This is a genomic window from Bacillus sp. GBSW19 (assembly GCF_002998655.1).
Taxonomy (GTDB): Bacteria; Bacillota; Bacilli; order Bacillales; family Bacillaceae; genus Bacillus.
On the sequence record NZ_PVRF01000001.1, the window covers coordinates 553867 to 573452 of the forward strand.

The window sequence follows — 19586 nt, forward strand, 5'->3', positions numbered from 1 at the left end:
TTAAGTTTTGTTACACACTTGTAAAAACACATTCATTGTATTGTTGTTCAGCAAATAATAGAATAGAAAGTATTGATATGTGAGGAGGTGCCATAGAATGAACAACAATGAAATTTACGTCAGCCTTGACATCGGTACATCCAATATAAAAGTCATCGTCGGAGAAATGGCGGATGATTCGCTTAACATTATAGGTGTTGGAAATGTCCCTTCAGAGGGGTTAAAAAAAGGATCGATTGTTGATATAGATGAGACAGTTCATTCTATTAGACAAGCATTTGAACAGGCTGAGAGAATGGTAGGATTTCCTTTACAAAAGGCGATTGTCGGAATTAACGGAAACCACATTCATATTCAGAATACGAGCGGCGTGGTCGCAGTATCTAGTGAAAACAAAGAAATACATGCTGAAGATGTGAGACGTGTCTTAGATGCAGCACAAGTAGTATCTATTCCTCAAGAACATCTCGTCGTAGACGTGATTCCGAGACAATTTATCGTCGACGGAAGAGATGAGATCACAGATCCGAAAAAAATGCTTGGTGTTCGGCTAGAGGTGGAAGGATCGTTAATTACAGGTTCTAAAACGATTCTACATAACTGGCTCCGATGTGTAGAAAGAGCTGGAATTGAAATTATGGATATTTGCTTGCAGCCAATCGCATCGGGCTCAGCAGCATTATCGAAAGATGAAAAAAATCTCGGGGTAGCTCTTGTCGATATTGGCGGCGGATCTACAACGATTTCCGTATTTGAAAACGGGCATCTCTATTCTACTCACAGTATCCCTTTGGGCGGAGAGAACATTACAAAAGATTTGTCTATAGGACTTAGAACTTCCACTGAAGAAGCTGAACGAATCAAAAAACAATTTGGGCATGCGTTTTATGATGAGGCATCGACTGAGGAGACATTTGAAGTTTCTGTGATCGGTACCGATCAAAAACAAACGTATACACAACTTGATGCGGCTAACATTATTGAAGCGCGGCTGGAGGAAATCCTGCTCTTTGTGGCAGAGGAATTAAGAAATATGGGTGTCCATGATTTGCCTGGTGGATTCGTTCTAACAGGTGGACAGGCAGCCATACCAGGTATCCTTTCTCTTGCACAAACGGTCTTGCAAAACAATGTCAGGATTGCAAGTCCGAATTATATCGGGGTGAGAGAGCCTCAATATATGACAGGAGTGGGTCTGATCCACTTTGCTTATCGCAATGCAAAGATTCAGGGCAGACAGGTTGGATTCCAAATGCCAGATGAGGCGTTTCATGAAGTAGGCGCATCCATGGAGCCGGTTTCTTCTGCACCACAAGTGAAAGAAGCGCAGCCAAGACCGAAAGTAAAACAAAAAGCACAACAAGAGACAAATAAAAAACCGGGCAAAATGAAAAAACTATTTAATATGTTCTGGGAATAGAATTAGATTTTCGACGGATTAGGAGGATTCAGCATGTTGGAGTTTGAAACAAATATAGACGGCCTAGCATCAATTAAAGTAATCGGAGTAGGTGGCGGCGGGAATAACGCTGTCAACCGAATGATCGAAAATGACGTACAAGGTGTCGATTTTATTGCAGTCAATACAGATGCACAGGCGTTAAATCTATCAAAAGCAGAAACTAAAATGCAAATCGGTGCTAAGCTGACAAGAGGGCTTGGAGCAGGTGCGAATCCTGAGGTCGGTAAGAAGGCTGCTGAGGAAAGCAAAGAGCAGATTGAAGAAGTACTAAAAGGTGCAGACATGGTCTTCGTTACAGCTGGTATGGGCGGTGGAACTGGTACGGGTGCTGCACCTGTCATTGCAAAAATCGCAAAAGATTCTGGTGCATTGACAGTTGGAGTCGTGACTCGTCCTTTCACATTTGAAGGAAGAAAGCGTCAGCTTCAAGCAGTTGAAGGAATTGCTTCTATGAAAGAAGCAGTGGACACATTAATCGTGATTCCAAACGATCGCTTGCTTGAAATTGTTGATAAAAACACGCCAATGCTGGAAGCATTCCGCGCGGCAGATAACGTGCTTAGACAAGGTGTTCAAGGGATTTCCGATTTAATTGCAACACCAGGTCTGATTAACCTTGACTTTGCTGACGTGAAAACAATCATGTCCAATAAAGGTTCGGCTCTTATGGGTATTGGTGTCGCAACAGGTGAAAACCGTGCTGCTGAAGCAGCGAAGAAAGCCATTTCTTCACCACTTCTAGAAACAGCGATCGATGGTGCTCAAGGCGTCATCATGAACATTACGGGTGGCACAAACCTAAGTCTTTATGAAGTGCAAGAAGCAGCGGATATTGTGGCTTCTGCATCTGACGAAGATGTAAACATGATTTTCGGGTCTGTCATCAATGATAACTTGAAGGATGAAATTGTGGTGACTGTGATCGCAACTGGATTTATTGAGCAAGAGCCAGAAGTGACAAAACCACAAAGAAATCCACTAGGACAAGGATTAAAGCAAAATCAATCCATTCCTCAAAAACGTGAAGTAAAACGTGAGGAACATCAGCAGCCATCATCTCAGCCGAGACAAAATACACAATCAAGTGATGATACGCTGGACATTCCAACGTTCTTACGCAACCGCAATAAACGCTAATCGAGTATAGCTTAACCCCTTCCATTGGAAGGGGTTTTTTCATGTCTCAACGTATAAGGGGACTCTAATCAAAAAGTCTTAAATGTGTGAGAGCCACTTCATCTTTCATATGTAATTTGACTTAAGGTGCTTAAGAAAAAAGAATCATTTTTAATCCCTCTTACAAAAAACGACAAGATGATGACCTTTATTTGACTACATTAAAAAGAACACCATGAATCTTGTCATGAACAAAAGAAGGAAAGGAGTGAGACATATACTCTGTTTGGCCATTTGAGGAGGAGGGATTTGATTGAAATTGAAGTTTCGCAAAACCGCCGGCTATCGTTTGATGAGTCTTTTGGTGATAGGTACTTTAACGATGACAAGCTTTGGGATGGTTCAAGCAAAATCGACTTCTACCTCATATCAGGAGGAAGCTGTTTCCTCTAAGACAACAAAAGCAAAGATCTCATCTAGATTAATGAAACAGTTTCAACAGGATGACAAGGTGACCTTTTTAATCAAAATGAAGGAGCAAACAAATACGCAAAAAGTGGCGAAGGAAGCTGTGTCCAGAGCCAAAAAACAGAAATTAACAGCGGCTAAAACGCAGTACACAAAAAGATCAGCCGTCGTATCAGAATTAAGAGCAACGTCTGAGGAGACGCAGCAAGCGCTGCTTACGTATTTACAAAAGGAACAAAAGAAAAAGCAAGTGAAGGAGATTCATTCGTACTATATTGTGAATGGTCTAGCGGTGACGGGAACGAAAGAAGTCATGGAAAAGGTGGCTTCCTTCCCAGAAGTAGATCAAGTGCTGCCGAATGAAACCCGTCAAATTCATCGCCCCGTTGATTTGAAGACGTCTAAGCAGAAAAAACAAATGAAAGCAGTAGATGGAGTCGAGTGGAACATTTCTCAGATTCATGCTCCAGAAGCGTGGGCTTTAGGCTATGACGGTACTGGTACTGTTGTGGCAAGTATTGATACAGGAGTGGAATGGGATCATCCTGCTTTAAAGGAAAAATACCGCGGATTTGATCCAGCACACCCGAATGATCCATCTCATGAATTCAATTGGTACGATGCTACAACAGGATCTGAAGCGCCATACGACGATTTAGAGCATGGTACACATGTGACGGGAACGATGGTTGGCTCTGAGCCAGATGGAAAGAATCAAATCGGAGTCGCACCAGGCGCAAAATGGATTGCGGTGAAAGCTTTCTCAGAAGATGGTGGTTCAGATGCTGATCTGCTTGACGCAGGAGAGTGGATTTTAGCACCAAAAGATGAGGACGGAAACCCACATCCAGAAAAGGCACCAGATGTCGTCAATAATTCTTGGGGCGGTGGGCCTGGTCTTGATGATTGGTATAAAGATGTGGTCAATGCTTGGAGAGCGGCGGACATCTTCCCAGAGTTTTCAGCTGGCAATACCGATTTATTTAACCCTGGTGGTGAGGGATCAATTGCAAATCCTGCGAACTATCAGGAGGCCTTTGCAACGGGTGCAACGGATCAAGACAACAAATTGGGGTCTTTCTCGCTGCAAGGTCCGTCTCCATATGGCGTCATGAAACCAGATATTGCGGCCCCAGGGGTAAACATTCGTTCATCCATTCCAGGGAAAGGGTATGAAGATGGCTGGAATGGGACGTCGATGGCTGGTCCGCATGTTTCAGCTGTTGTGGCTCTTCTTCGCCAAGTACAGTCAGATCTTTCTGTTGAAGAGATTGAACAAATTCTCATTGATACAGCGAAGCCGTTGACTGATCAGCAATTCCCGGAATCCCCTAACAATGGCTATGGGGCAGGTTTAGTTGATGCAAAAGAGGCGATTACGGCATTAACAGATGGAATTGGCACGATTGAAGGACAGGTGACAAACGAAGATGTTAATTCAGGTGATATGAAAATAACAGATCAAGCCCTGCCTCAAAAAGAAAAGGCTGTACATCCACATAAGAAGCCTGCAAAAACAAAAGAATTGAAAAAGGAAAAAAATCTTGATGCTCCGTCCTTCAAAGCTCTTCCTATGAAAGCGGAAATTAGTGTTCTTGAAAGCGGAAAATCAACGTACACAGATGAAGCGACAGGGAGATATCAGCTTACTCACAGTGCAGGGGAATTCACAGTGAAAGCGGAAGCTTACGGGTTTGAATCACGCAAACAAACAGTCAATATTTCTTCAAATGAAACGGCTGAGGCAAATTTCGCCTTACAGCCACTTAAGAAACGAACGATATCCGGTACAATTGTCAATGAAGCAACGGGTGAAAAAGTAAAGGATGCCACGGTTTATCTTGTAGAGGATGCGAAAATTAAGCCGGTGAAAACAGATGAAGCTGGCGAATTTTCTCTAGAGGCATTGAGCGGTGTCTATACCGTCAAAGTATTTGCGAAAGGGTTTAAAGGTTATTCTTTTACAGCAGATGTGACAGAAAAGCCGGTTGGAAAATCCATTCAGCTGGAGCCATTCATCGGCTTTGCTGGTGAAATTGGCTACGATGACGGAACAGCTGAAAATGCGCGAGCCTTCTATGATCCTGGCAATGGCTGGGCTGTGAAGTTTTCATTAGAAAAGGGGAAGAAACAAGCGCAACTCACAGGGGGGCTTTTCCGTTTCTGGTCATCAGAGTGGCCAGCTCCTGGCGGGAATGAATTTGCGGTTGAGGTGTATGATGCTTCTGGGAAGAATGGAGCTCCAGGGGAGAAAATTGCAGGACCTCTAAAAGCGAATGCGCTGCGTAATGGTGAATGGACAAAAGTAGATTTAGAAGATCAAGCCATTACGGTGGATGGAGATTTCTATCTTGTCTATATTCAAACGAAAAAGAATACGGAGTCTCCAGGACTTGCAACGGACGAAGATGGTCCAAATGCTGAAAGAAGCTGGCAGCTGACAAGCGGTGCTTTTTCTCCTTCTCCAAAAGAAGAAGGGAATTATATGATTCGGGCGCTTGTTGACTATGAAGCAGATGTGCCAGAGATTATATCTCCGAAGGCCGGAACCATTTCGAACAAAGGTGAACTGGAGATTGAAGGCAAAGCCTCCCCTGGGCTTGATGTAGCGATTTATCAAAACGATGAAGAGATTGCCAAAGTGAAAGCAGATCAGTCAGGCGCTTTCAAAGAAAAGGTCACAGCTTCAAGTGGAGAGCATGTATTCACAGCTGCGACTGTTACGGATAAAGGCGCAACGAAACGATCAAAACCAGTAAAGGTCATCATTGATCAAACAGCTCCAGCACTCACCATAGATACACCTAAAAAAGGGGGAAAGTCTAATAAAGAATCACTCACTGTAGAAGGAAAGGTCACAGATGATCATCTTGATCAAGTCACTGTAAATGGAAAAAAGGCAACCGTAAAAGATGGAAAATATTCCGCAAGAATACTGCTTGAGAACGGGAAAAATACAATAAAAGTAACAGCGAAAGATGCAGCAGGAAACAAAACGACTAAAAAAGTCAATATCGATGTCCAATACGAGGCACCTGAAATTTCTAAGCTGACTCCAGCAGAGAATGTCCATCTATCATCAGGAGAGTCTGTTAAAATTTCATTTAACAGCAGGGAAAAGCTAGACGCAACGTTTGTTATTCACATGCCGCTGACAAACGCGAGATCAAAGCTTCAAAATACAACAGAGCTGCCGATTCGCGAAGTATCTAGCGGAACATATGAAGGCTACTGGACAGCTACTTCTACCGCCAAAGCAAAAGGTGCGGTCATTGAAGTAATTGTGCGAGATGATTATGGAAATGTCACAAGACAAAAGGCTTCAGGCACATTAAACATCAATGAAAAGTAACTTAAACAAAAGACACGATTTCCAGGAGCGTGTCTTTTTTTTTCGAGCAATTGTTTGAAAGCTTGTCCAGAAGAACACTCTCTTGCTCCGCGCTCTCATTCCTCGACAAAAACAATAACAATCCACCAAAAGTTCTCTATCATCCCCAACAAGAATTGACAGACTTCCATCTCTTGACTGTTTTATACTGGTACAAACAAGTGCAAGTACTGCTTTTGATTCTTTGTTTCAGATGAAAGGAGCAGAAGGTGGTCATTTATTTAGATGTGATCTGGCTGTTAAACTTTTGTTTTGATCTATTGCTTCTCTTACTCACTGCATTTATTCTCAAACGACAAGTAAAAAAAAGGCGATATATGTTAGGAGCTCTCATTGGATCGAGCATTGTTCTCTTGCTCTTTACACCATTTGCAATGGTTGTGTCACACCCTTTAGGCAAACTATTTTTTTCTGTCTTCATCGTTCTTGCAACCTTTGGTTTTCAAAGATTTCGTTCCTTTTTTCAAAATCTGTTTGCTTTTTACTTTGTAACATTTTTGATGGGAGGAGGCATGATCGGGGTTCATTCGTTTTTGCAAACCAACACAGTGATCCAAGATGGCCTGCTCATTTCACAAAATGATGGCTTTGGTGATCCCATTAGCTGGCTTTTTGTTTTAACCGGCTTTCCTGCGATATGGCTGTTTTCAAAGAAAAGATTAGGAGAGGTTGGTGCGAAAAAAAGACAATATGATGAACAAGTGCTTGTAGAGATACACATTCACGGGGAGACCATCCGCTTAAATGGACTCGTCGATTCTGGCAATCAGCTGTATGATCCTATGACAAAAACACCTGTCATGATCGTCCAGGCCGATCAGCTAACGGCCATTTGCGGAGAGCCATTTATAGAGCTCATGAAACAGTCTCATCCTGTTGAAGTGATGCAAAAGATCGATGATCAATTTCCCCTTCTTGATCGATTAAGACTTGTTCCATATCGAGCAGTGGGTCATGATCACGGTTTTCTACTATGCCTAAAACCAGATACAGTCTTCATTTATTCAAAGACGCTTATGATTCAGCCGGCCAAGTGTTTTGTAGGGTTGAGTCTGAGCGGTTTATCAGCAGATCAGGAATTTCAATCCATCATTCATCCAGATATGTTAGACGGGAAAATCATCCAGGGGGTGTCGTAGTTTTTTGTGATGTCTTTTATCTTACGAGGTCAACTTGACATTTAGAAGGGAGAAGAAGATGAAAAAATTAAAATTTAAACTCACTTACTACTGGTATAAACTCCTCATGAAGCTAGGTCTAAAGAGTGATGAAATTTATTATATTGGTGGAAGTGAAGCGCTGCCGCCTCCATTATCAAAGGATGAAGAGCAGGAACTGCTTGTCAAATTACCAAAAGGTGATCAAACCGCAAGGGCGATTCTGATCGAAAGAAATTTGCGTTTAGTCGTTTATATCGCAAGGAAATTTGAAAACACAGGTATTAATATTGAGGATTTAATTAGTATCGGAACCATTGGCCTGATCAAAGCAGTCAATACATTTAACCCTGAAAAAAAGATCAAGCTGGCAACATATGCTTCGAGATGTATTGAAAATGAGATTCTGATGTACTTGAGGCGAAATAATAAAATCCGTTCAGAAGTCTCGTTTGATGAACCGCTCAACATTGATTGGGACGGAAATGAACTGCTTTTATCAGACGTACTTGGAACAGATGATGATATTATCACGCGGGATATTGAAGCAAATGTAGATAAAAAACTGCTGAAAAAAGCGCTGGAGCAATTAAATGACCGCGAAAAGCAGATCATGGAACTAAGATTTGGCTTGGTCGGCGGTGAGGAAAAAACCCAAAAAGATGTCGCTGACATGCTTGGGATTTCCCAGTCGTATATTTCGAGGCTTGAAAAAAGAATCATTAAACGATTACAAAAAGAATTTAATAAAATGGTCTAAAAAAATTTTTTGAAAGCTCGATCCCTTTACTATCAAAGGGATAACCATTTTTTCACATGATTCTCGTCATCGCTCGTGCATATTTTTCCATCCCAAGGAGATACTGAACTTTGTACAACAGCTCCTGTAGGGAGGGAAAAAAGTGTCCAGAAATAAAGTGGAAATCTGCGGAGTCGACACCTCCAAACTGCCTGTTCTGAAAAACGACGAGATGAGAAAATTGTTCAGACAGCTGCAAGATGAGGGTGACGATACAGCAAGAGAAAAGCTAGTCAATGGCAATTTACGGTTGGTTTTAAGTGTGATTCAGCGTTTTAACAACAGAGGCGAGTATGTCGATGATCTCTTCCAAGTAGGCTGTATCGGATTAATGAAATCAATTGATAATTTTGATTTAAGCCACAATGTCAGATTTTCAACTTATGCGGTTCCTATGATCATAGGAGAAATCCGTCGATACTTGCGTGATAACAACCCGATTCGGGTGTCTCGTTCACTAAGAGATATTGCCTATAAGGCACTTCAGGTCCGTGAGAGGCTGATTAGTGAGACAAGCAAGGAGCCAACAGCAGAAGACATTGCCAAAGTGCTGGAAGTGCCTCATGAGGAAATTGTCTTTGCCCTAGATGCGATTCAAGATCCTGTATCTTTGTTTGAACCGATCTATAATGACGGAGGAGATCCGATTTATGTGATGGATCAAATTAGTGATGAACGGAACAAAGACACACAATGGGTGGAAGAATTGGCCTTAAAAGAGGGCATGCGCAGATTGAACGACAGGGAAAAAATGATTCTTCGTAAACGCTTTTTCCAGGGCAAAACGCAAATGGAAGTCGCTGAAGAGATCGGGATTTCTCAAGCACAAGTCTCAAGGCTTGAAAAAGCAGCCATCAAACAAATGAATAAAAACATCTTTTAAAGCCGCCGCTTGATGTGCGGCTTTTTTCATTCTTGTTAGAGAACACGCCTCTAGTATTGACTCGGTTATTTTTTTCATTTAATCTGTTTTTAACAAATGTTATTTTAGATATCATTTGTTAGGGAACACTTAAGCGGAAAGAAGGGTTATTATGACATTCCATGATGAAAGAAGGCTGCTCATTAAGGTTGCGCATATGTATTATGAAGAAGGCGCCACTCAATCTAACATTGCAGAAGCTGTTGGGGTTAGCCGTTCGCTCATATCGAAATATTTGGCAAAAGCACGTGAAGCAGGAATCGTGGAAATCATTATTCATGATGAAGTCAATCAACAGTATGGATCGTTAGAAAGAAAAATAGAACGCAAATATGGGCTGCGAGAAGTCGTCTGTGTGGAAACGCTTAGCAAAGACACAACCAAAAGCCGAATCGGTGCGGCGGCGGCGGGCTTTTTATTAAAAGTGATGAAGGATGGACAAGTTATCGGCTTTTCCTCAGGGACAACGCTGCATGAAATGGCGAAAGCGCTTACGTCTGTTCAGTACTATCCATCCGTGACATTTGTTCCGCTTGTCGGAGGTGTGGGAAATGAAGACGTCGATATCCACGCCAACTATATTATTGCGAGATGCACAGAGGCACTCAAATCTAAATGTGAGTTTTTACATGTTCCCGTCATGCTTGATACGAAAGAAGCGAAGGAAGTACTGATTAGACAGCCGTCGATCAAAAAAGTGATTGAACTAGGAGAATCATCAAATATCGCGGTTGTCGGAATTGGCGGTGTTCCGCAGCATTCAACGATGGTGAAATCTTATATGACAAGCGGCGAAGAGGACATCCTTCAAGCGAAGGGTGTAGCAGGTGACATTTGCTATAACTTTATTGATCATCAAGGGGAAGTATATCCCCACCCATGGAACGACCGGGTGATGGGCATAAGCCCGCAAAAGCTGAAAGAAATTCCGCTGGTCATAGGTGTCGCCGGAGGCGAAGAAAAAATTGAAGCGATCCGGGCGGCATTAGCAGGTGGATTAATTCATGTATTAATTACCGATGAACGAACAGGAGATGCCTTATTAAAGTAACTACCTAATATCATTAGGTAGTCAGCGTGTAGACAAACCCTCGCATTCGGTGTCAGTCCTGCGTGCCGGTGCTCACGAATGTCAAATTCGCTCCGCTCCGGTACTCGTCCTTCCTAGACTGCAAAGGTTTTCTATCACGCTGAAAAGAAGACAAAAGGCTAAAATGAAGATCATTTTAGCCTTTTGTCGACAATCTGTAACTACCTAATATCATTAGGTAGTTTTTTTTGAGTCTAAAGACTCAAAAAGATTGAAAATTTTATCGATTTTAGCTTGACACAAAGTTGACACATCATATAAACTAAGTTCATAACAAATGATAAATAAAATAACAAATGTTACAATAAGCAGATCTTTGTTAATTTTTATAACATTTGTTAAAAGTTTCAGATTATATTTCTAGCAATCTATTGAGAAGCAAGAAAACCTGAAAGGATGATTTAGATGTCAATCTATCAACAGTTGTTAGCTCGAGAACGCAGTGGAGATCCAATCAAAGTAGGGATTATTGGAGCAGGCCAAATGGGCTTTGGACTCATTTCACAAATTTCTAAAATTCCAGGCATGATTGTCGCTGGTGTTTGTGATATTCACCTTAGTGCAGCAGAGAAGGCAGCAAATTTCTACAAGCAGCATGCGAAGCCGCATCAAATGGTTGTCACAAATGATTACAGAGAAGTGATTCAATCAGATTTCGTGGAAGTTGTAGTAGATGCAACAGGTGTCCCAGAGGTCGGAGCAAACATTTCTTTGGAAGCGCTTAATTCGAAAAAACATCTCGTTCTTTTAAATGTAGAAGTTGATATTACTATCGGTTTGGTCATGCATAAGTTATTCACAAATGCAGGGCTTGTTTACTCAGGATCAGCTGGAGACGAACCAGCAGCAACACTAGAATTATATGAATTTGCGAAAACAATGGGTCTTGAGGTGCTCGTTGCCGGGAAAGGAAAGAACAACCCATTCTTCCCAGAAGCAAATCCAGATACGTGTAAAGCAGAAGCAGATAGTAAACATATGAGTGCACATATGCTGGCTGCATTCCAGGACGGCACAAAAACAATGGCCGAAATGAACTTATTAAGTAATGCGACAGGGCTTCTGCCTGATAAAGTCGGTATGCACGGAGTCGAAGCGAATTTAGAGAATGTAGCAGATAAATTGAATCAAAAACAGCAAGGCGGCGTGCTGGATAACTTCGGAGTCGTTGAATATGTAAATGGACTTGCACCAGGCGTATTTGTCATCGTCAAGAGTGATCTTGAGCCAGTGGATGAAGAACTGCGCTACTTAAAAGTTGGAAAAGGTCCGCACTATACACTTTACCGTCCTTTCCATTTAGCGAGTCTTGAAACACCTGTCACCATCGCAAAAGCGATCTTACAGCATGATTCATCCATCCACCCAATTGGTGTACCAGTGTCAGAAACAGTAGCTGTTGCGAAAAGAGAGATTAAAGCAGGGGAATCACTTGACGGAATTGGCGGGTACTCCGTAAGAGGTGTACTTGAAACACATCAAGACATGAAAACGAACGGCCACATTCCAATTGGCTTAATCAGCGGAAAAGTCGTAGCGAAAAAAGACATCAAATTAGGACAATTCCTGACTCATGATGATGTAGAACTTGATTCAAACACAACGGTCTGGAAGCTGCGTTCATTACAAGATCATTTATTTCAATCATAAGGACGTGAAGCTATGGAAAAATTAGCAATCGTACTTTGTATCATTCTCATTGTGCAGTATGGGTTATCTTTTATTCAAATCAAGTACTACCGCAAGAGCATGGATTCACTTATTGATGACTACAAAGGGAAGCAAGGCTATCACTTGTTTTCGGGAATGGAACGGCGCAAAGTTGGCCCTGGAGCCATAGCGCTCATCATTGTGGATGAATCTTATATCATTCAAAAATGCCATGTGCTTGGCGGTGTGTCGATCTTATCTAAATTTAAAGAAGTTCCTTCATATGAAGGAAAGCATGTTGGTGCAGTGCTAGACGAGCACCATATGATGAAGCAGACATTGAAAAAACGCAAAAAGGGGCCAGCTGTCATGCACGCACTTTCCATGGCGGCTGAACAAGCACTTGTCTCGATTTCGAAAAAAAATATAACAAATGTGAACTAAAGAAAGGGGAGATGAAACATGGAATGGATTCAATGGTTTGGAGAGCACTTTATCGGAATGTTTGAAGCCGGTGGAAAGCAATTCATGGGTCTTGTTACAGGCATCGTTCCAACGCTTGTTGTGTTACTTACTTTCACTTATGCTGTCATGAAGTTTATTGGAGAAGAGCGAGTGAATAGAGCGATCCAGTTTGCAGCGAAATATACGATTTTGCGCTACACGTTAATGCCGATCTTATCTGTTCTTATTTTGACAAACCCAATGGCTTATACGTTTGGCCGCTTCTTACCTGAAAAACAAAAACCAGCATTCTATGATTCAGCTGTTTCATTTGTTCATCCGGTGACATCACTGTTCCCGTATGCCAACGCAGGAGAACTGTTTGTCTACTTAGGGATTGCAAACGGGATTAAAGAAGCAGGATATTCAATGTCAGAACTTGCTGTTCGTTACTTCTTAGTCGGGATCGTCGTCATTTTACTTCGCGGTATTATTACTGAATGGATTACAAAATACTTAGCAGGAAAAATGAAAGCGAATTCACAATAGGGGAGGGTTAGACATGACAAACCACAAAGTATTTGTTGCAAAAGGTGCTGGCGGATGGGGAAAAGGCTTGGAGCTTGAACCGACTGGTAAAAGAAGAAAGGTTGTTTCCATTACAGGGGGAGGCATTCACCCAGTTGCACGTAAAATTGCAGAAATGACAGGGACAGAAGCATGTGACGGCTTTAAAAACTCGATACCAGAAGATGAAATGATGTGTGTTGTCATTGACTGCGGTGGAACTGCGCGAATCGGACTGTATCCAATGAAGCGCATTCCAACTGTAGACGTTTTGGCATCCTCTCCTTCTGGACCGCTTGCAAAACATATTACAGAGGATATCTTCGTATCAGGCGTAACAGAAAAGGATATTTCCTTTGCGGAAGCATCTGATGGTGAGTCGAAAGTAGAAGGTCAGGAAAACAGTGAGCCAATTGACAAGGAGAATTTCAAAGAAACCTATTCAAAACTGAAAGAGGAAAATATCGAGCGTCAGGAAAAAGGTAATTTCCTCATGAGATTCTCAAGAGGAATCGGGAAAGTCACCGGTACGTTCTATCAGGCTGGCCGTGATTCCGTTGATATGCTTTTGAAAAACATTATTCCATTCATGGCATTTGTCAGTATGTTAATTGGAATTATCAATTATACAAAAATCGGTGACTTGATTGCTCATTTTCTATCGCCACTGGCAGGATCTATATGGGGGCTCTTACTGCTCGTCGTGGTCTGTACATTGCCGTTCCTATCGCCTGTCTTAGGACCTGGAGCAGTCATTGCACAAGTCATCGGTGTTCTCATTGGTAGTCAAATTGCACTAGGGAATATCCCGCCTCAATTTGCACTCCCTGCACTATTTGCCATCAACGGTCAAGTAGGGTGTGATTTCATTCCAGTTGGTCTGTCACTTGGTGAAGCGAAGCCGGAAACGGTACAATATGGGGTACCAGCTGTTTTGTATAGCCGTCTCATTACAGGGGTTCTATCTGTTGTGATCGCATACGTTGCCAGCTTCGGTATGTATTAAACGTATTAAAGGAGGAATCGAGATACATGGTAACACAATCTGTCGTAAAAGAAATTGGGATCTTAGTCCCGCAATTTAAAGAAGATAAGCTGATTGTTTTATTTGGACCCGCAGCGCCGCAGGAATTAAGAGATATGTCCGTCATTCATGAGTTCGAACATTTAGAAGAACAGCCGCTGAAGCTGGGCGGTACCATTCAAGTGGGCGATCAAACGTACACGATCACAGCCCTCGGCAATAAAGCAAATGACAACTTTAAAGAGCTCGGCCATATTTCGATCTACTTCCAAGAGCCGTTTGATGATGTATTACCGGGAGCTGTCTTTGCATTCCCGCACACGTTTCCTGATATAAAAGAAGGCGTACGAATTGAAATTTCGTAACGATAAAGAAAAGCTGTTCCGTAAAAGGAGCAGCTTTTTTTATGTGAGGTTTACCAGAAAGAGCAATTGCGATATGCTGTAAACATTCATTATTTGTTTATTCAGAATTTTTACTCAGGGGGAAATGATGGTGTCACTTGAATTGAAGGATGTTTCTTTAAAACGAAATGGGAAATGGCTGCTGCAATCTGTTGACTGGCAGGTGAACAAAGAGGAGCACTGGGTGCTTTACGGTTTAAATGGTGCGGGAAAAACCGCTTTATTAAATATGCTCTGCTCATATTATTTCCCTACATCAGGTGAGATGACCGTGCTGGGACATGTCTTTGGCAAGGAGGCGCTTGGCGAAAAGCTCAGGAAGAAAATTGGCCTCATTTCTGCGGGACTTGAAAAGAAACTGCACAGAGACGACAATGCATTTGAAATAGTTCTCAGCGGAGCATTTGCTTCGATCGGGCTTTATGAAACCCCGACAGATGAGATAAGAGAGAAAGCCATTGATCTATTAAAAGCATTTGGTTCATTCAAATATGCGAACCGGACATATGAAACACTCTCACAAGGAGAAAAGCAAAAAGTCCTGATTGCGAGGGCTTTAATGAATGATCCCAAGCTCTTGATTTTAGATGAGCCTGTGACGGGTCTTGATTTTTTAGCAAGAGAACAGGTGCTGGAGACCATCTCATTCATTGCTTCAAAGCCTGATGCGCCTACTTTACTTTATACGACCCATCATGCAGAAGAGATTTTGCCTGTTTTTCAGCACACCTTATTATTAAAAGATGGGACTGTTTTTGATCAAGGAGAAACAAAAGAGATGATGACAAGCGATTTGCTTTCTTCCTTCTTTGAATGTCCGGTAGATGTGATGTGGAGAAATGGCCGTCCTCACTTAAGTAAATTGTAGATGAAAGAAACTATTGGTCTGTATCCCTGCTTTTCCATCATACATATTATAGTAGAAAACGAAAGGCGGGGAAGGACAGATGATCAGTATTTCTGAATTCCAAATCAAGGATGTCGTCGATGTGTCGAGCGGAAAAAAACTAGGCACCATTGGGGACATTGATATTAATGTCACGAGCGGTAAAATACAAGCGATCATTATCGGCGGCACAGGTAAAATGATGGGATTTTTCGGAAAAGAAGAGGAAATGATTGTGCCGTGGCGAAATATAGTAAAAATTGGCGAAGATGTGATACTTGTCCGATTGTCTTCTTAAAATTCGTATAACTCCTCAATGAATTATTCAATGATCCTTAAAATAAGCTCTCCATTCTTAGCAAACAATGTCTTTTTCGGGTAAAAAGATTACGTTTTCATATCAATTTGAAAAAAAACCTGTAGAAAGGGCACATTTGAGTGTAATATTTAATGAATCCCACTAACTGTCTACGCATGTCTTGTGGTAAAATAGGAGCGAAATAAAGAGAGATGAATGAAAGGTGGGAGGGCAGCTTTGACACACAAATATGACCCCTTTCAGCAGAAATCACCTTATGCAATGACCATTCATGATTGGACGAACATGACATGTTCTGGTAAAGAGGTATTGGCCGGATTTACGACAAAAAATGGCGGCTTCAGCCTTTCTCCATATCAATCATTGAACACTGGACTCCATGTAGGAGATGATGCTTCTAGTGTCCAAATGAATCGTCAAGTCATAGCAGATGCTACTGCTGTGCCGCTCTCTGATTGGGTGTTTGCAGACCAAACACACGATGACCGCATCAAGAAAGTCACCAAGGAGCAAAGAGGAAGAGGAAGTCTTCATTATCATGAGGCACTGCCTGGAACAGACGGCTTATATACGTCTGAACCGAACATGATGCTCGCTCTTTGTTTCGCCGATTGCGTTCCGCTTTATTTTCTAGCTCCGCAAAATGGACTCATCGGAACAGCCCATGCCGGATGGAAAGGAACCGTCAAGCAAATTGGTGCAAAGATGGTAGATCTATGGGTCAACCAAGAAGGTGCCAAGACCGATCAAATACAAGTCGTCATTGGACCATCCATTGGCAGCTGCTGCTACATAGTCGATGACGTGGTCATGGATCAAGTGAAACAGCTTCCTTTTTCAACAGAGGATGTGTATTCCGAGATTTCACAAGGACAATATAAATTAGACTTAAAAACATTAAACAAAAACGTATTGCTTCATGCAGGGATGAAAGAAGAAAACATACATGTCAGTTCGATGTGCACAAGCTGCAGTGATCAGCTTTTCTTCTCACACCGCCGTGATCAAGGGAAAACAGGACGTATGATGTCTTTTGTCGGGTTTAAGGAGGCATAAGTGCAATTGAATGTACGAGAGAATCTCAGACAAATAAATGAACAAATAAACGAAGCATGTAAAAGAGCCGGCCGGAACCCAGCGGATGTATCGGTCGTCGCTGTCACAAAGTATGTCTCGATTGAGCGAGCACAAGAAGCCAAGGAAGCAGGAATTTTGCACTTTGGAGAAAATCGTGACCAAGGGTTACTTGAAAAACAAGCGGCCATAACCGATGAAAGCATTAGCTGGCACTTCATCGGCAGTTTACAAACACGAAAAGTAAAATCTGTCATTCAAACAATTGACTACTTACATTCGCTCGACAGGATGTCTCTTGCGAATGAAATTGAAAAAAGAGCGGATCACACGGTTCGCTGTTTTGTACAGGTAAACACATCGCTGGAGGAGTCAAAACACGGCTTACAAAGTGAAGACGTGATTCCATTTGTGAAGCAGCTCGCTGATTTCAAAAAGATTGAAATTGCTGGACTGATGACGATGGCTCCATTTACAGATGATCACACTGTGATACGAAACTGCTTTCAAACATTAAAAAATCTTCAAGAAGAAGTAAAACATCTTAACCAAGTAAATGCACCTTGTCAGCATTTATCGATGGGCATGTCAAATGATTTTGAAATCGCAATTGAAGAAGGTGCGACATTCGTTCGGATTGGCTCTTCACTTGTTGGAAATGAAACAGGAGGTGCGTGACATGAGCATAAAAAATAAGTTTAAAAGCTTTTTCACTCTCGACGATGAAGAGTATGAGTACGAATATATTGATGAAGAAAGAGAACCAGTCCAAGAAGAAAAAGGAACAAAGGACAAAGCGGCATTTCAAGAGCGTCCGCAGACTGGAAAACAAAATGTCGTCAGCTTGCAAAGCTTGCAGAAATCCTCTAAAGTGGTGTTAAGTGAGCCGCGTGTTTATGCAGAAGCGCAAGAGATTGCAGACCATATTAAAAACAGACGTGCAGTCGTCGTGAATTTGCAGCGCATTCAGCACGATCAAGCAAAGCGAATCATTGATTTCTTAAGCGGAACTGTTTATGCAATCGGTGGAGACATCCAGCGCATTGGCTCGAATATATTCCTCTGCACACCTGATAATGTGGATGTATCTGGCACAATATCAGAACTTTTGACAGAGGAAGAACCTCAGAGGTGGTAAATCATAGTGATTCTAAATTTCATTTTTAATATTTTAGGAACGGTATTAACGATTTACTCATTCGCGATTATTATTTACATCTTTATGTCATGGGTGCCATCTGCAAGAGAAACATCGATTGGGCGTTTTCTGACAAATATTTGCGAACCGTATTTAGAACCATTTCGTAAAATTATTCCGCCAATTGGCATGATTGACATCTCGCCAATTGTGGCATTGCTTGTGATTCGTTTTGCATCATCATATGGACTAACTGGTCTTTACAATATGATTGTACGCTTCATGTAGACAGGCTGCCGGGCTTGGCGCTGCCAGGCTCTTTTACATAAGAGGGGAACAAAATGAGCGATATTTATCAACATTTTAGAAAAGACGAACAGCCATTTGTCGACCAAGTGTTAGGCTGGAAAAAAATCGCACTCGACCAGTATCGAATGAAATTAACAGACTTTCTTGATCCGCGTGAGCAGTTTATTACCGAGTCCGTCATCCAGCATGCTGATGAGCTTGGGATCATGTTTTTTGGCGGGTATGAAGGAGCGGAGCGCAAAAGAGCTCTCATTTATCCTGAATATTTAGAACCGGCTACTCAGGATGTTGAGCTGTCTTATTTTCAGGTGAACTATGCGAAAAAGTTTATTTCGTTAGAACACCCGAAGCTTCTCGGTTCACTGATTGGGACAGGCTTGAAGCGTCAAAAATTCGGAGATCTGTTATTTTCAGAGGAAGATGTGCAGTTTATTTGTACAAGTGATGTCGCTGATTTTGTGCGGGCGCAGCTGACGCATGTTGGCAGAGCCTCCGTTTCATTAGAGGAAATCACGCAGGCAGATTTAAAACCGGTTATGAGCAAGACTGACATCAAAGAAGATACTATTTCTTCACTGCGGCTTGATGCGGTATGTGCTGCAATCAGCCGTCAGTCTCGGCAAAAGGCACAGCTTTTGGTCAAAAATGGGCTTGTCAAAGTTAATTGGAAAGTCACTGAGGACCCTTCCTTTACAATCGGCGAAGGCGATCAGCTCTCTGTACGGGGATTTGGCCGATTTAGCTTGAAAACGATTGATGGGAAGACCAAAAAAGATAAATTTAAAGTAACATTTGAGCTTCTGACATAACGAACTTGAATCTGGAGGTGGCGAGGTTGCCATTAACACCTAATGATATTCACAATAAAACGTTCACAAAAAGCTTTCGCGGATATGACGAAGATGAAGTAAACGAGTTTTTAAGCCAAGTACGTAAAGATTACGAAATCGTGCTTCGCAAAAAGAACGAACTTGAAGAAAAAGTAAACGAACTTGACGAAAGACTAGGTCATTTTGCGACAATTGAAGAGACATTAAACAAATCAATACTTGTGGCGCAGGAAGCAGCAGAAGACGTCAAACGTCATTCTGATAAAGAAGCGAAATTGATTATTCGTGAAGCAGAGAAAAATGCAGATCGTATTATCAACGAAGCGCTATCAAAATCAAGAAAGATTGCGATGGAAATCGAAGAGCTGAAGAAACAGTCGAAGGTCTTTAGAACTCGTTTCCAAATGCTCATCGAAGCTCAGCTTGATCTTCTAAAAAATGACGATTGGGATCATTTACTGGAATATGAAGTTGACGCTGTCTTTGACGAAAAAGAATAAGCGCGTCATCTTGACATGACGTGCACATGTTGCATA

General features: G+C 41.9%; 20 protein-coding genes. All 20 read left to right on the forward strand.

Annotated features, from left to right (window positions below; translation table 11 throughout):
* Positions 1-97: 97 nt before the first annotated feature.
* Complete coding sequence (ftsA, locus tag C6344_RS02975; RefSeq protein WP_034662541.1) at positions 98-1420, forward strand: cell division protein FtsA; 1323 nt, start codon at positions 98-100, stop codon at positions 1418-1420.
* 33 nt (positions 1421-1453) lie between these two features.
* The gene (gene ftsZ / locus C6344_RS02980) at positions 1454-2599 is read left to right on the forward strand and encodes a cell division protein FtsZ (protein WP_024424252.1); all 1146 of its coding nucleotides are present in this window, start codon (positions 1454-1456) and stop codon (positions 2597-2599) included.
* A 292-nt stretch (positions 2600-2891) separates the two neighbouring features.
* On the forward strand, positions 2892-6398 hold the full coding sequence (locus C6344_RS02985; RefSeq protein ID WP_106072702.1) for a S8 family peptidase: 3507 nt from the start codon (positions 2892-2894) through the stop codon (positions 6396-6398).
* Positions 6399-6646: 248 nt separating this feature from the next.
* Positions 6647-7576 carry a sigma-E processing peptidase SpoIIGA gene (spoIIGA, locus tag C6344_RS02990; RefSeq protein ID WP_060596194.1) on the forward strand — a complete coding sequence of 310 codons (930 nt, stop codon included), beginning with the start codon at positions 6647-6649 and terminating at the stop codon, positions 7574-7576.
* A 58-nt stretch (positions 7577-7634) separates the two neighbouring features.
* Positions 7635-8354 carry an RNA polymerase sporulation sigma factor SigE gene (gene sigE / locus C6344_RS02995; RefSeq protein WP_007499746.1) on the forward strand — a complete coding sequence of 240 codons (720 nt, stop codon included), beginning with the start codon at positions 7635-7637 and terminating at the stop codon, positions 8352-8354.
* A gap of 142 nt (positions 8355-8496) precedes the next feature.
* Positions 8497-9276 carry an RNA polymerase sporulation sigma factor SigG gene (sigG, locus tag C6344_RS03000; protein WP_003211879.1) on the forward strand — a complete coding sequence of 260 codons (780 nt, stop codon included), beginning with the start codon at positions 8497-8499 and terminating at the stop codon, positions 9274-9276.
* Positions 9277-9427: 151 nt separating this feature from the next.
* Positions 9428-10366, forward strand: coding sequence for a sugar-binding transcriptional regulator (locus tag C6344_RS03005; RefSeq protein ID WP_066030943.1), 939 nt, complete (start codon positions 9428-9430; stop codon positions 10364-10366).
* A 444-nt stretch (positions 10367-10810) separates the two neighbouring features.
* Entirely contained in the window at positions 10811-12055 is a 1245-nt protein-coding gene (locus tag C6344_RS03010; RefSeq protein ID WP_066030942.1) for an NAD(P)H-dependent oxidoreductase, read from the forward strand.
* A 12-nt stretch (positions 12056-12067) separates the two neighbouring features.
* Positions 12068-12499, forward strand: a complete 432-nt coding sequence (locus C6344_RS03015) for a transcriptional regulator GutM (RefSeq protein WP_034662530.1) — start codon at positions 12068-12070, stop codon at positions 12497-12499.
* A gap of 18 nt (positions 12500-12517) precedes the next feature.
* Complete coding sequence (gene srlA, locus C6344_RS03020) at positions 12518-13048, forward strand: PTS glucitol/sorbitol transporter subunit IIC (protein WP_003210918.1); 531 nt, start codon at positions 12518-12520, stop codon at positions 13046-13048.
* 13 nt (positions 13049-13061) lie between these two features.
* Positions 13062-14072 (forward strand): PTS glucitol/sorbitol transporter subunit IIB, encoded by a 1011-nt coding sequence (gene srlE / locus C6344_RS03025; protein ID WP_060596196.1) that lies wholly within the window; start codon positions 13062-13064, stop codon positions 14070-14072.
* A gap of 26 nt (positions 14073-14098) precedes the next feature.
* Positions 14099-14455 carry a PTS glucitol/sorbitol transporter subunit IIA gene (locus tag C6344_RS03030; RefSeq protein ID WP_060596197.1) on the forward strand — a complete coding sequence of 119 codons (357 nt, stop codon included), beginning with the start codon at positions 14099-14101 and terminating at the stop codon, positions 14453-14455.
* Between the two features lie 127 nt (positions 14456-14582).
* On the forward strand, positions 14583-15362 hold the full coding sequence (locus C6344_RS03035; protein ID WP_106036777.1) for an ABC transporter ATP-binding protein: 780 nt from the start codon (positions 14583-14585) through the stop codon (positions 15360-15362).
* Positions 15363-15441: 79 nt separating this feature from the next.
* Positions 15442-15678, forward strand: a complete 237-nt coding sequence (locus C6344_RS03040) for a YlmC/YmxH family sporulation protein (RefSeq protein WP_008344958.1) — start codon at positions 15442-15444, stop codon at positions 15676-15678.
* 237 nt (positions 15679-15915) lie between these two features.
* Positions 15916-16755 carry a peptidoglycan editing factor PgeF gene (pgeF, locus tag C6344_RS03045; protein ID WP_080869533.1) on the forward strand — a complete coding sequence of 280 codons (840 nt, stop codon included), beginning with the start codon at positions 15916-15918 and terminating at the stop codon, positions 16753-16755.
* Positions 16756-16761: 6 nt separating this feature from the next.
* Positions 16762-17451, forward strand: a complete 690-nt coding sequence (locus C6344_RS03050) for a YggS family pyridoxal phosphate-dependent enzyme (protein ID WP_066031761.1) — start codon at positions 16762-16764, stop codon at positions 17449-17451.
* A gap of 1 nt (position 17452) precedes the next feature.
* Positions 17453-17911 (forward strand): cell division protein SepF, encoded by a 459-nt coding sequence (locus C6344_RS03055; RefSeq protein ID WP_034662521.1) that lies wholly within the window; start codon positions 17453-17455, stop codon positions 17909-17911.
* A 6-nt stretch (positions 17912-17917) separates the two neighbouring features.
* Entirely contained in the window at positions 17918-18199 is a 282-nt protein-coding gene (locus C6344_RS03060; protein WP_060596198.1) for a YggT family protein, read from the forward strand.
* 53 nt (positions 18200-18252) lie between these two features.
* Positions 18253-19029 (forward strand): YlmH family RNA-binding protein, encoded by a 777-nt coding sequence (locus C6344_RS03065; RefSeq protein WP_034662515.1) that lies wholly within the window; start codon positions 18253-18255, stop codon positions 19027-19029.
* Positions 19030-19055: 26 nt separating this feature from the next.
* Entirely contained in the window at positions 19056-19550 is a 495-nt protein-coding gene (locus C6344_RS03070; RefSeq protein ID WP_003211323.1) for a DivIVA domain-containing protein, read from the forward strand.
* The last annotated feature ends 36 nt before the right edge of the window (positions 19551-19586 follow it).

Excerpts from the sequence above, each read along its gene's own strand:
- C6344_RS03040 (WP_008344958.1), top strand. The coding sequence starts at position 15,442 with ATGATCAGTATTTCTGAATTCCAAATCAAGGATGTCGTCGATGTGTCG.
- C6344_RS03010 (WP_066030942.1), top strand. The coding sequence starts at position 10,811 with ATGTCAATCTATCAACAGTTGTTAGCTCGAGAACGCAGTGGAGATCCA.
- C6344_RS03055 (WP_034662521.1), top strand. The coding sequence starts at position 17,453 with ATGAGCATAAAAAATAAGTTTAAAAGCTTTTTCACTCTCGACGATGAA.
- srlE (WP_060596196.1), top strand. The coding sequence starts at position 13,062 with ATGACAAACCACAAAGTATTTGTTGCAAAAGGTGCTGGCGGATGGGGA.
- C6344_RS03030 (WP_060596197.1), top strand. The coding sequence starts at position 14,099 with ATGGTAACACAATCTGTCGTAAAAGAAATTGGGATCTTAGTCCCGCAA.
- C6344_RS03035 (WP_106036777.1), top strand. The coding sequence starts at position 14,583 with ATGGTGTCACTTGAATTGAAGGATGTTTCTTTAAAACGAAATGGGAAA.
- ftsZ (WP_024424252.1), top strand. The coding sequence starts at position 1,454 with ATGTTGGAGTTTGAAACAAATATAGACGGCCTAGCATCAATTAAAGTA.
- C6344_RS03005 (WP_066030943.1), top strand. The coding sequence starts at position 9,428 with ATGACATTCCATGATGAAAGAAGGCTGCTCATTAAGGTTGCGCATATG.
- sigE (WP_007499746.1), top strand. The coding sequence starts at position 7,635 with ATGAAAAAATTAAAATTTAAACTCACTTACTACTGGTATAAACTCCTC.
- C6344_RS03065 (WP_034662515.1), top strand. The coding sequence starts at position 18,253 with ATGAGCGATATTTATCAACATTTTAGAAAAGACGAACAGCCATTTGTC.
- ftsA (WP_034662541.1), top strand. The coding sequence starts at position 98 with ATGAACAACAATGAAATTTACGTCAGCCTTGACATCGGTACATCCAAT.
- srlA (WP_003210918.1), top strand. The coding sequence starts at position 12,518 with ATGGAATGGATTCAATGGTTTGGAGAGCACTTTATCGGAATGTTTGAA.
- C6344_RS03015 (WP_034662530.1), top strand. The coding sequence starts at position 12,068 with ATGGAAAAATTAGCAATCGTACTTTGTATCATTCTCATTGTGCAGTAT.